The sequence below is a fragment of the Chimaeribacter sp. YP20170169 genome, from assembly GCF_056739715.1.
In genome coordinates this window covers 1,798,665-1,810,501 of the sequence record NZ_CP176824.1, presented here as the reverse complement: position 1 = coordinate 1,810,501, position 11,837 = coordinate 1,798,665, and the positions used below count along the sequence as shown (strand labels likewise).

At 61.0% G+C, this 11,837-nt stretch carries 11 protein-coding genes and 2 tRNA genes; 5 read left to right on the top strand and 8 right to left on the bottom strand.

Features of this window, described 5'->3' with window-relative positions:
- Window positions 1–4: 4 nt before the first annotated feature.
- A complete protein-coding gene (locus tag ACK3SD_RS08045) occupies window positions 5–643 on the bottom strand; it encodes a DUF480 domain-containing protein (RefSeq protein ID WP_481127389.1) in 639 nt (212 codons plus the stop codon).
- 9 nt (window positions 644–652) lie between these two features.
- The gene (rimJ, locus tag ACK3SD_RS08040; protein WP_481127388.1) at window positions 653–1,237 is read right to left on the bottom strand and encodes a ribosomal protein S5-alanine N-acetyltransferase; all 585 of its coding nucleotides are present in this window, start codon (window positions 1,235–1,237) and stop codon (window positions 653–655) included.
- Between the two features lie 305 nt (window positions 1,238–1,542).
- On the opposite strand from rimJ, the gene grxB reads away from it, so the two are divergent.
- Both grxB and ACK3SD_RS08030 read left to right on the top strand, forming a co-directional pair.
- Window positions 1,543–2,190 carry a glutaredoxin 2 gene (gene grxB, locus ACK3SD_RS08035; RefSeq protein WP_137763050.1) on the top strand — a complete coding sequence of 216 codons (648 nt, stop codon included), beginning with the start codon at window positions 1,543–1,545 and terminating at the stop codon, window positions 2,188–2,190.
- A gap of 126 nt (window positions 2,191–2,316) precedes the next feature.
- Window positions 2,317–2,880, top strand: a complete 564-nt coding sequence (locus tag ACK3SD_RS08030; protein ID WP_481127387.1) for a lipoprotein — start codon at window positions 2,317–2,319, stop codon at window positions 2,878–2,880.
- Window positions 2,881–2,922: 42 nt separating this feature from the next.
- Here ACK3SD_RS08030 and ACK3SD_RS08025 read toward each other — a convergent pair whose 3' ends face one another.
- The 4 genes from ACK3SD_RS08025 to ACK3SD_RS08010 all read right to left on the bottom strand — a co-directional run bounded on the left by ACK3SD_RS08025 (window position 2,923) and on the right by ACK3SD_RS08010 (window position 6,848).
- Entirely contained in the window at window positions 2,923–3,495 is a 573-nt protein-coding gene (locus ACK3SD_RS08025) for a TorD/DmsD family molecular chaperone (protein ID WP_481127386.1), read from the bottom strand.
- Between the two features lie 40 nt (window positions 3,496–3,535).
- Window positions 3,536–4,273 (bottom strand): PHP domain-containing protein, encoded by a 738-nt coding sequence (locus ACK3SD_RS08020; protein ID WP_481127385.1) that lies wholly within the window; start codon window positions 4,271–4,273, stop codon window positions 3,536–3,538.
- Window positions 4,274–4,346: 73 nt separating this feature from the next.
- A complete protein-coding gene (ghrA, locus tag ACK3SD_RS08015; protein ID WP_481127518.1) occupies window positions 4,347–5,288 on the bottom strand; it encodes a glyoxylate/hydroxypyruvate reductase GhrA in 942 nt (313 codons plus the stop codon).
- A 90-nt stretch (window positions 5,289–5,378) separates the two neighbouring features.
- Window positions 5,379–6,848, bottom strand: a complete 1,470-nt coding sequence (locus ACK3SD_RS08010; protein WP_481127384.1) for a peptide MFS transporter — start codon at window positions 6,846–6,848, stop codon at window positions 5,379–5,381.
- Between the two features lie 413 nt (window positions 6,849–7,261).
- Between ACK3SD_RS08010 and ACK3SD_RS08005 the strand changes: the two genes are divergently transcribed.
- Together ACK3SD_RS08005 and ACK3SD_RS08000 are read left to right on the top strand one after the other, a co-directional pair.
- Window positions 7,262–7,351, top strand: a tRNA-Ser gene (locus ACK3SD_RS08005).
- 349 nt (window positions 7,352–7,700) lie between these two features.
- Window positions 7,701–7,790, top strand: a tRNA-Ser gene (locus tag ACK3SD_RS08000).
- Window positions 7,791–7,860: 70 nt separating this feature from the next.
- On the opposite strand, the gene ACK3SD_RS07995 is transcribed toward ACK3SD_RS08000, so the two are convergent.
- Window positions 7,861–8,955, bottom strand: coding sequence for a GGDEF domain-containing protein (locus ACK3SD_RS07995; RefSeq protein ID WP_481127383.1), 1,095 nt, complete (start codon window positions 8,953–8,955; stop codon window positions 7,861–7,863).
- 263 nt (window positions 8,956–9,218) lie between these two features.
- On the opposite strand from ACK3SD_RS07995, the gene dauA reads away from it, so the two are divergent.
- A complete protein-coding gene (gene dauA / locus ACK3SD_RS07990) occupies window positions 9,219–10,922 on the top strand; it encodes a C4-dicarboxylic acid transporter DauA (RefSeq protein WP_481127382.1) in 1,704 nt (567 codons plus the stop codon).
- A 59-nt stretch (window positions 10,923–10,981) separates the two neighbouring features.
- On the opposite strand, the gene kdsA is transcribed toward dauA, so the two are convergent.
- Entirely contained in the window at window positions 10,982–11,836 is an 855-nt protein-coding gene (gene kdsA, locus ACK3SD_RS07985; RefSeq protein WP_481127381.1) for a 3-deoxy-8-phosphooctulonate synthase, read from the bottom strand.
- Window position 11,837: the final 1 nt, after the last annotated feature.

Below are 11,837 nucleotides of genomic sequence, written 5' to 3'. Positions count from 1 at the left end.
TCCGTTAGTCAGCTGGCCCGGCCAGCAGGGAATCAAGGCGTTCAGTCAATTCAGCTACCTGGCGCTCCAGCGCCGCCACCCGTGCTTCCAGCGGCTCGGCCGCCTCGGTCATGGGTGCTTCGACGGCCGCTTCATTCGTCGCGCCGCTGAACAGGTGCATATAGCGGCTCTCACGTTTGCCCGGCTCACGCGCCAGCCGGGTGACAAAGGGGCCATCCTCACGCGCCGCCAGCTGCTCCAGCACCCGTTCGGCCTCCGCCACGTCGCTGAAATCATGCAGGCGGGCGGCGCGGGTACGCAACTCGCCAGCGGTTTGGGCACCGCGCAGCAGCAGCGTGGTCACCAGCGCCACCTCCGCTGACGAGAACTTCAGGTTGCCAAACTCCGAGTTGCAGAAGCGGTGCTCATAGCGCTGGGTGCGGCTGGCGCTGACGCTGCGGATCAGGTGTTTCCTGACCAGCAGATCCAGCGTCTGCTGCACCTGGCTCTCACTGAGATCCAGCACCGGCTCGCGGTTGCTCTTCTGGTTGCAGGCGCTGGTCAGGCTGTTCAGCGACAGCGGGTACTGCTCGGGCGTAGTGATCTGCTTCTCCATCAGGCAGCCGATCACCCGCGCCTCCTCAAGGCTCAATAGGTGTTTCATGGTTTTCCCTCAGCGTGGCGGTGCCCAGTCACGGGTGGTCAGCGCCGTCAAAATGTGGTCCTGCCATTTGCCATCAATCAGCAGGTAATCCTTGGCGTAGCCCTCACGCTCAAAGCCCAGCCGCGCCAGCAGCTCCCCGCTGCGCTGGTTGTGGGGCATATAGTTGGCCATGATGCGGTGCATCCGCTGCTGGCGCTGCATGTAGCGGATCGCCGACTGCAGCGCCTCATACATCAGCCCCTGCCCCTGCCACTTCTCCGCCAGCGAGTAGCCGAGGAAGCAGGCGTGGAACGATCCGCGCAGCACGTTGCTGAAGTTGGCGACGCCGCGCACCTCGTTCTCCTCCAAATCGAGCAGGATGAAGTAGTAGGCGTTGCCCTGCTTTTGCAGGTCGGCAATCAGCCCAAGCCGCGCCTGCCAGCCCGAGGGATAGCAGTGGCTCTCATCCCTGACCGGCTCCCAGGGTTTCAAAAAGGCCCGGTTCTCCGCGTAATACTCCGCCAGGCGGTGGGCATCCCGCTCATGGACCAGCCTGACCACCAAACGATCGGTGGTGAGGCGTACTTTTGGTGATGCTGAGCGATAGCCAAACATCCATTCCTCCATTCTCTGGACGGTTCACACCCTGACTTGCCACACGCACCAGCCCCGGCCATCTTTTCGCAGCATAGAACACCGACGGGTGCTCTGCCGGTAAACCGCCAAGGGACGTGGCGCGCCTCATAAAAATTTACCCGGATTTTCCTCTATCGTTAACACTTTGACGACAAAAATATTATTCCCGCGCACCGGCCAGCCACGGGTTTGATCTCCGCCGCTTCCTTAACCATACTTTTTATTCGCACATACGGACGCCCGGTTGCACCGGCTGCCCGTGATGGCAAACCAAAGGAGCCACTATGAAACTGTATATCTATGAGCACTGCCCATTTTGCGTGAAGGCGCGCATGATCTTTGGCCTGAAAAATGTCCCGGTCGAGATTGACGTTCTGGCCAATGATGATGAGAAGACGCCGGTGGCGATGGTGGGCCAGAAGATGGTGCCGATCCTGCAAAAAGAGGATGGCAGCTTTATGCCGGAGAGCATGGATATTGTGCACTACATCGACCAGAAGTATGGCGCGCCGCTGATCACCGGTGCCACCAATCCGGCTATCGCCGCCTGGCTGCGCCAGGTGCAGGAGTACACCGGCCGCCTGCTGCTGCCGCGCTTCGCTCGCGCCAATTTTGAGGAGTTCGCGACGCCCGAGGCGCGCCAGTACTTCGTCAACAAGAAAGAGGCAACCCTTGGCAGCTTCAGCGATCACCTCCAGCACACGCCCGGCCTGACCAAGAAGATCACGCAGGATCTGCATGACCTCGACCCACACATCAAGGAGCCGAACGCGGTGAATGGTGAACTGTCAGAGGATGACTTTAGCCTGTTCCCGCTGCTGCGCTCCCTGACCATCGTGAATGGCATTACCTTCCCGACGCGCGTCGCCGCCTACCGCGACAACATGGCAAAACAGACACAGGTTAACCTGCTTAGCAGCGTCGCCCAGTAGTTGCCCCCGCCGCCGGCCCGGCCGGCGGTTCCCGCCCTGTCATCCCCCACGGAGCTCCTGTACCATTTGGCCGTCCAAGATGGGCCCGGCGCTGCCGGTATGGATTGTTACGGTTGTGAGGAGATGATGAAAAAACGCATGTTAGGGGCCGCGGCCCTGCTTTTTGCCGGCCTGCTTGCCGGCTGTAACCAGATCACGCAGTACACGCTCAGCGAGCAGGATGTGAACCAGTACCTGCAAAAGCATGACCAGTTCGCCAAGCAGATCGGCGTGCCGGGGCTGGTGGAGGCCAACATTGTGCTGACCCAGTTGCAGAGCCAGATTGGCCGCGCCCAGCCGGATCACGTGACCCTGACCGGCCACGCCAATATCCGCATCAACTCGCTGTTGGGCGCGCAGCAGGCGGAGATGGATCTGACCCTCGACGCCCGCCCGGAGTTTAACAAGGAGCAAGGCGCCATCTACCTTAAGGATTTGCAGCTCACGGACTACAGCGTCCAGCCTGACAAGATGAAGGGCGTGATGAAAACCCTTAGCCCCTACCTCAACCAGTCGTTGAAGACCTACTTCGACCAGCGCCCGGCCTATGTGCTGAGCAGCGATCGCAGCAAGGGCGAGGCGCTGGCGAAAAAACTGGCCAAGGGGCTGGAAGTCAAACCGGGTGAACTGGTGATCCCTTTCACCGAGTGAAAAAAAACGCGCCCTGAGGCGCGTTTTTTATGGCGGCGGGCGTTACTCGTCGTCCGCGTCGCCCTCTTCCGACTCCGCCAGCTCATCGCGCATCGCCTGCAGGGCCTCACGGCTCAGCAGCGCCAGCGTGCGGTAGAACGGCGTGGCGGCATGTGCCTCCACCTTGCCGAGGAAGCGGCCACACCACGGCAGCAGGTAGTCGTCAAACAGCGCGAGTTGCGCCTGCACCTCATCCTCCTGCGACTGATCCTCCAGCCAGGAAGCGGCCAGCAGCAGCGCGCCAAAGTGGTCAGCCGGGGCGTCGCCCAGCGGCATCCCGCGCTGTTGCAGGAAGGCGCGCACGGTGCTTTCGGCAATTTCCGGTTCATAGTCGTGGGCATAGGGCGACACCGCCGCCTCATTGCCTGTAAACAGCGCCTGATAATCCGCCACCAGCGCAGGCAGATCGGCTGCGCCGGTTTGCAGACGAGCCAGCAGCTCATCCTGCTCCAGCGGCCAGTGCTGCGCGAGTTTGCCCTCACAGATCAGGGCAAACAGCGGCGCCACCAGCGGATCCTGCGGCGAGCGGTTGAACAGCGTACCCAGTACGCGGCAGACGATGGAGAACTCATTCATGGGACAATCCCTTCAAGGCAGAAAATTTGGCGTGACGATGTCACAGTTCCGCCAGTTCTGCAATCGCCGGACGCCCACGGCGTTCGAGGAAATCCAGGAAGCGGCGCGGCGAGACGTTCAGGATGCGATCCAGTGGGAAATCCACCTCTCTTAAGATGCGTTCGCACTGCTCAAAGCCGCCCAGCGAGTAGGCAATGTGGGAGTCAGAGCCAAGCGACAGCCAGCCGCCGGCATCCCGCACCGCGGCGGCAATCGCGCGGCAATTCGGCTCACTCCCCTTGCGCGAATGGATAAAGGAGGAGTTGTTGAGCTCCAGCGCCACCTCATAATGGGCCGCCGCCTCAGCGATCGCCGGGATGTCAACCGGGTAGTTAGGATTACCGGGATGGCTGATGATGTGCACCTCGCCACCGGCCATCGCCGCAATCATCGCCTTGGTATGGGTTTCGCGATCCTGCGGTGCGAACACCGGCTCATGGAAGCCTGCGATCACTACATCCACCGCCGTCAGCATCGGGCCGGTACAGTCAATCTCGCCCCGCACGTTCTTGATGTTGGCCTCAATGCCGCGCAGGATGCCGACCCCCTCCACCAGACGCGGCCAGACTCTCATATTCATGAAGTGCCAAGCGTGCGGCGCGTCGGCCATGTCTGGCCCGTGGTCGGTGATGGCAAACAGTTGGATGCCCTTCTGCTTCGCCTCGGCGATATAGTCATGCAGGGTGCTGTAGGCGTGGGTGCTGGCGACGGTATGCATATGTAAATCAACCGGGAACATCGACATCTCCTTTCTCTGGGGGAACGCCGCCTCGGCAGCGGCACGCCCTCATCATACACGGCGCAGATGACAATCAGTAACCGCGCGCCAAATCCACCAGTCCGCTCGGCTTTTCGCCCGCCTCGATCCGGCGGATATTGGCGGCGATCTGGTCCATCGCCTGCGACGGCAGGGTCACGGCGGCAATGTGTGGCGTGATGGTAATGCGCGGGTGTGACCAGAAGGGATGCATAGGTGCCAGCGGCTCCTCGGCGAACACATCCAGCGTGGCGGCGGCAATCTGCCCCTGCTCCAGCGCCTTCAGCAGGTCGCCCTCTTTCAAGTGCGCACCACGGGCGGCGTTGATCAGATAAGCCTGCGGTGCCAGTTGCTGCATCAGCGAGAGGTTGAGGATGCCGACGGTCTCCGGCGTGTTGGGCAACAGGTTGATCAGCAAACGGGTCTCCTTCAAAAAAGCGGGCAGCTGGTCATTGCCGTGGAAGCTCTCCACCCCCTCAATCTGCTTGGCCGAACGGCTCCAGCAGCGCACCGGAAAACCAAACGCCGCCAGCTTGCTGGCCACCTGCTGGCCCAGCACCCCCGCCCCCAGGATGCCGAGGGTGAAGCGTTGCAGGTCATGGGGTTTGAGCGGCTGCCACTGCTTCTGCTGCTGTTGCAGCTGGTACTCATCCATCCGGCGGAAGTAGCGCAGCACATAGGCGGTCACGTACTCCTGCATCTGCTGTACCATGCCGGTGTCCTCCAGCCGCACCAGCGGCACGCCGGCGGGCAGTGTGCCCGGCGTCTGGCGCTCCTGCGCCAGAATGGCATCCACGCCAGCACCGAGCGCGAAGATCCCCTTCAGGCCGCTGCGCTGGGCCAGCATCTCATGCGGCGGCAGCCAGACCAGCGCGTAGTCAGCCTCCGCCTCGTCGCCCGGCTGCCAGATGCGCACCTGCGCCTGCGGCAGGCGGTGCGCCAGTCCTTCAATCCATTTCTGGCCGTTAAAAGTCGGGTGGTAGAAAAGAATGTTCATCACGTGGGCCTCCTGGTGTTGTTCAAATTCCGTAATCAGGCAATTAGCGTAGCGGACAAAAAAAGCCCCGCCAATCGGCAGGGCCTGAAGTTATGCGGCGGCGCGCGTAATCAGTTTGCGCAGCAGCGGCACCAGCACCAGCAGCGCCACGCCGGTGGCGACCGCGCCCCAGCCCAGCATCATAAAGATGTGGCTGTAGCCGGGGTTGGTGGCGAGCGGCGTGCTGCCGCTGTTCTGCGGCATCAGGCCGGAGATGTAGCCAGACAGCACCGAGGCAACGCCCGTGACCATCATCCAGCTCCCCATCATGATGCCCTGATAACGCGCCGGGGCCAGCTTGCCAATCATCGCGTAGCCGATGGGGGAGATCAGCAGTTCGCCCAGGCTTTGCAGGATATAGCTGATGACGATCCACTTGAAGGCCACCATGCCATCCGCGCCGGCCAGCGCGATGCCCACCGGCAGCACCAGCATACCCAGCCCGATGCAAAACAGCGAGGCGGAGAACTGCACGGGGATGTCGATGCGCCAGCCGCGCTGGCGCAGGCGGCTGAAAAGCCAGGCCATCAGCGGGCCACCCACCACAATCACAATGGTATTGATGTTCTGCACCCATTGCGGCGCGACGCGCAGCCCCCATACTGCCAGCTCAATGTTGTGCTCGGTAAACAGCATCAGCCCCATCGGCGCCAGCTGGTAGAGCATCCAGAACACCAGCGATCCCAGCGCCAGCAGCAGGTAGGCACCCATGCGGCGGCGCTCGCCCGCATTGCGCTGCCGCAGGGTCAGCAAACCGAGCGCCACAAAGATCAGGATGCCGAGCACCACCACAAAGTAGCCGCTGAAGCCCGCGTGGGTCAGCAGCACGCGCAGCAGCGGCACCAGCGCCAGCAGCACGGCCACGCCCACCAGCATCCGCAGGCGCAGCTGGCGGCACGTGGCCCCCATCAGCGGGGTGTTGATATCCTTCAAGACAGGCCAGCGCAACAGGGTAATGACAATCGCCAGCAGGTTGCCGCAGGTGGCAAACAGGAACAGTGCGCGGTAGTTCTCGCTAAGCTGGAAGTAACCCGCCACCGCAAACCCGATAAAGAAGCCGAGGTTCATGCCAGCATAGTTCCAGAGGAAGGCCGATTCGCGGCGCTCATCCTCTGGGCGGAAACGCTGGGTCAGCATCATGTTCAGGCAGGTGACGTTCAGCCCACTGCCGGTCAGGAACATCGCCAGCCCCCAGTAGAGGCCCTCTACCCCGGCGGTGGCGATCAACCAGCAGCCCACGACCTGCAGGGCCATGCCCATCACGAACAGGTTGCGGTTGCTGAGGAACCGTCCGCCCAGATAGCCGCCGAACATATGCAGGCCGTAATTGAAGGCACCGAAGATGCCCATCATGGCGTTGGCGCTGCCCTCGCTAAAGCCGAGCTTTTTGGTAGCGTAGAGTACCAGCGTGGAGTAGAGCACGGCAAAGCCGAGGGTGGAGAAGATCTGGATGAAGAACAGCGCACCGGCGCCAGCAGGGATAGGGTGCCCGGCCTGCGGTGCGGGAGATGATTGGTTCATGAAGCCCCTGATTATCCTTAACTAAATAGCTTCCGTCGCGAGCCAAGGACGCCGCCCTGCCCGGCACGGAATATGTTCTGACCTCTGTCAGGCTTACCTTATTTAGCGGCAGTCAGGCAGGGATTGCCAGCTTTTATTAGCCTGCTACTGATTGTTTAGTCATTATTTACTCATTCCAACAGCGTAATTATGCAAAAGCGCCCGGTTTTGCCTAAAAAAGGCGTGCAGGCGGCTTTTACTTGCCTTAATCAGGCCATGTTGCACAGATTTAACACAGATAATGCGTTATAAAACAACGCATTGCTGAAATTTTAACTAAACGGTAAAAACCTTGAAAAAGAGGCTTGACCGATCGCACCGACCTCCCTATAGTAGCGCCCCGTTGAGACGCGAAAGCGAAGCGACAAAAATATGGTGAGGTGTCCGAGTGGCTGAAGGAGCACGCCTGGAAAGTGTGTATACGTGAAAACGTATCGAGGGTTCGAATCCCTCCCTCACCGCCATATTCTAAGCAGAAGGCCCCGATGAAAATCGGGGCCTTCTGCTTTTATACGTTTACCACTTCTCTAAGTTTAACCCTTCCGGCAATTTACGAAACTTTCCCCTCCCTCATGCCAAAGATAAAAGGCGTTTCCTCGCCAGCAGGTTCCGCCGTGATTAGCCTGCTCTCTCTTTTTTGGGGCCGAAACGCCCTGTTAGCGGGAAAAATCGAGTGAAAATGGCGAGTTTGCCAACAAAGCGCGCAGAGGTTAACCACTTGCAAATAAACAAAGAAAATATCCTTGACCGATCGCACCGACCTCCCTATAGTAGCGCCCCGTTGAGACGCGAAAGCGAAGCGACAAAAAATATGGTGAGGTGTCCGAGTGGCTGAAGGAGCACGCCTGGAAAGTGTGTATACGTGAAAACGTATCGAGGGTTCGAATCCCTCCCTCACCGCCATATTCTAAGCAGAAGGCCCCGACGAAAGTCGGGGCCTTCTGCTTTTGCGCGCAAGAGTGGTGATCTCCTCTTAACGCGGCACATCGCCCAACTGGTCAAGCTGCATGATGCGGCTGCACATCACCTGGTTCTTGCCGCTGCGCTTGGCCTCGCCGAGCGCCTCCTCGGCCATCTCCACCGCCTTATGCACCACCATGCCCGGCAAGTAGACCGCCGCGCCAATCGACACCGTCACCCGGACGTCGCCCTGCCCCCCCAGCGGCAGCGGGCGGGCCGCCATCGCCTGCCGGATGCGTTCAGCGGTGGCAATGATGGGATCGGTATTGTGGCACTCGGTAATGACAATAAAGGTGGTGCCGCTGTAGCGCCCGGCAAAGTCATCGCTCTCCACCGTCTGCCGCAGCACCTCGCCCAGCCAGGTCAGCACCCGGTCGCCCGCCAAACGGCCCCACCCCTCATTAATGCGGCTGAAGTCATCAATGTCTACCAACAGCACCCCGCCCGGCTTTTGCCAGGTATGCAGGGAGATCAGTTTGAAATCGACGCTGGTGCGGTTGTTCAGCCCGGTCAGGCTATCCAGCGTGGCGTGATCACGCATCTCGAAATAGCGCGTCAGATGGCGTTCGGCAAAATTAAGGGCATGGTAACTGGCCGCCAACGAGGCCAACGCCGCCAGTGCGGTGACCAGCATCCCCGGCCAGCCCTGCGGCGGGGGCCGGAAAGCGGCCAGCACCAGCCAACCCAGCGCCAGTAGCGCCAGCGCGCCGTAGAACACCTGATGGGTTTTGTGCCGCCAGACCCGCCATCCCAACAGGGGAATCAGCACGACGGCATTCACCAGATCGTCGAGCGGAAGGTGCGCCGGCAGCAAGGCACTGACCAGATAGCTACTGATACCGCTCAGCCAGCCCCCAAAGAAGGTCGCCAGAATAATCGGCACCACCCCAAAGTGTAACAGCGCCTGATTCTCCTCCGCTAACTGGCCTGACGCCATCACCCACAGCGAGAGGCCAGAGAAGAGGCCAAAGGCAAACCGTTTCCACGGCCTACTGTCCCACGAAAAGGCCGACTGGCGACTCAGGATAAAGTAGCTCAGGGAGAGCGTCGCGTAGATGACGCAAATATCCGCATAGAGCAGTGAATAGGATAGAACCAGCTGCATCATCGTTGCCTCTCCCTCTGCACTGGCAGCCCTCGCCGCGCAGCTTTTCCCGGTGTTTCTGGCCGGCTGGCCACTTCCACAGGCACGAGAACATGGCCCGTCATTCCCAAATATAATAATTTCTTATTCAAGCACGTTGAATCATAATTGACCAGCCAGTTCCTGCACTTGAATACCCGCCAGAGTTTGACGCACATCTATAATTGCCCGGCCTGACCGGCGTATCTTATGGCCCATTTTTCCTCTACTGTCGGGTTGTTAATTAAATGAAAAAACATGGATGGCGCGCCCTCTTTCCGGGGAGCGCATTGGCTGACGCCTGCTGGCGCGATCCCTACTCCCTTTCGCGCCTGGCCAAAGATGGCGTGGCGGGCCTGACCGTGGGCATCATTGCCATTCCTCTGGCGATGGCGCTGGCGATTGCCAGCGGGGTGCCGCCGCAATACGGGCTGTATACCGCCGCCGTGGCCGGGCTGGTGATTGCCTTGTGTGGCGGGTCGCGTTTCAGCGTCTCCGGGCCGACAGCCGCCTTCGTGGTGATCCTCTTTCCGGTGTCGCAGCAATTTGGTTTGGCCGGGCTGCTGGTGGCGACGCTGCTCTCCGGCGTGATTCTGGTGCTGATGGGCCTGCTGCGCATTGGCAAGTTGATTGAGTATATCCCGCTGCCGGTCACGCTGGGTTTCACCGCCGGTATCGGCATCACCATTGCCACCATGCAGGTCAAAGATCTGCTGGGGCTGGAGGTGGCCGCAATGCCGGAGCACTTCACTGGGAAAGTGGCGGCGCTGGCTATGGTGCTGCCGACTGCCCATGCCGCCGATGCGCTGGTGGGCGTGGTCACACTGGCGGTGCTGGTGATGTGGCCACGGCTGGGCATCCGGCTGCCGGGCCATCTGCCGGCGCTGCTGGCGGGCCTCGGCGTGATGCTGGCGCTGTCAGCGGCGGGTATGCCGGCCGCCACCATTGGCTCCCGCTTCAGCTATGTGCTGGCGGATGGGAGCCACGGCATCGGCATCCCGCCGATCCTGCCACAGCTGGCACTGCCCTGGACGCTGGCGGGCGGCAGCCTCAGTTGGGAGATGGTCTCCGCGCTGCTGCCAGCGGCCTTCTCTATGGCGATGCTGGGGGCGATTGAGTCGCTGCTGTGCGCCGTGGTGCTGGATGGCATGACCGGCACCCGCCACCGCTCCAACCATGAACTGATCGGTCAGGGGATAGGCAACATCATTGCCCCCTTCTTTGGCGGTATCACCGCCACCGCCGCCATCGCCCGGTCGGCGGCCAACGTGCGCGCCGGTGCCACCTCGCCGGTGGCCGCCATGATCCATGCGCTGGTGGTGTTGCTGGCCCTACTGGCGCTGGCACCGCTGCTCTCCTGGCTGCCAATGGCCGCGATGGCGGCGCTGCTGCTGATGGTGGCCTGGAACATGAGCGAGGCGCACAAAGTGATTGCCCTGCTGCGCCGCGCGCCGAAGGATGACATCATCGTGATGCTGCTCTGCATGAGCCTGACGGTGCTGTTTGATATGGTGCTGGCGATTGGTGTCGGCATCGTGCTCGCCTCGCTGCTGTTTATGCGCCGGGTGGCGCGCATGACGCGGCTGAGCGCGTTACCGGTCAGTGATGAACGGGTGCAGGCGTTTCGCATCAATGGCCCGCTGTTTTTCGCCGCGGCAGAGCGGATTTTTGCCGAGCTAAGCCAGCGCTCGCGGCAGGCGCAGACGTTGATCCTCCAGTGGGATGCAGTGGTGGTGCTGGATGCCGGTGGCTTGCAGGCGTTGCAGGGCTTTATTGATGCCCTGCCCGCAGGCTGTGAGTTGCTGATTTGCGAGGTATCCTACCAGCCGCTGAAAACGCTGGCACGGGGCCGGGTTGCACCGCAACCAGGGCGCTTGATGTTCCTGCCGACGCTGGCAGAGGCGCTGGAGGTGGCCCACGCCAGCCGCCCACCGGCAGAGGTGGCGGCCTGATTTCAGGCATAAAAAAAGGCGATACTGAGTATCGCCTTTTTGTTGTGCCGGGGTGTGACTTAGTTGCTGGTATCCAGCGCCGGGAAGCTCTTCACCAGATCGTCGATGGCTTTCATCTGCATCAGGAACGGCTCCAGCTTGTCGAGCGGCAGCGCGGACGGGCCGTCGCACTTGGCATTGGCCGGATCCGGGTGCGCCTCAATGAACAGGCCCGCCAGACCTACCGCCATGCCAGCGCGCGCCAGCTCGGCTACCTGACCACGACGGCCGCCGGAAGCCGCACCAAACGGGTCGCGGCACTGCAGGGCGTGGGTCACGTCAAAGATCACCGGATGGCCGTTGGTTGCCTGAATCATCACATTGATGCCCAGCATGTCCACCACCAGATTGTCATAGCCAAAGTTGCTGCCACGGTCGCACAGGATCACTTGATCGTTGCCACCCTCTTTGAATTTGTCGACGATGTTACCCATCTGCCCTGGGCTGACGAACTGTGGTTTCTTCACGTTGATAACCGCACCAGTCTTCGCCATCGCTTCCACCAGATCGGTCTGGCGCGCCAGGAAGGCTGGCAGCTGGATCACGTCCACCACGTCAGCCACCGGTTGCGCCTGCCAGGACTCATGCACGTCAGTGATGATTTTCACGCCAAAGGTCTGCTTCAGCTCCTGGAAGATCTTCATGCCCTCGTCGAGGCCCGGGCCACGGTAGGAGTGAATGGAGGAGCGGTTGGCTTTATCAAAAGAGGCCTTGAAGACATACGGGATACCCAGCTTCTGCGTCACGGTCACGTAGTGTTCGCAGACGCGCATCGCCATGTCACGGGATTCCAGCACGTTCATGCCGCCAAATAACACGAAAGGCAGATCGTTTGCGACCTGGGTATCACCAATACTAACCACTTTATGTTTCATG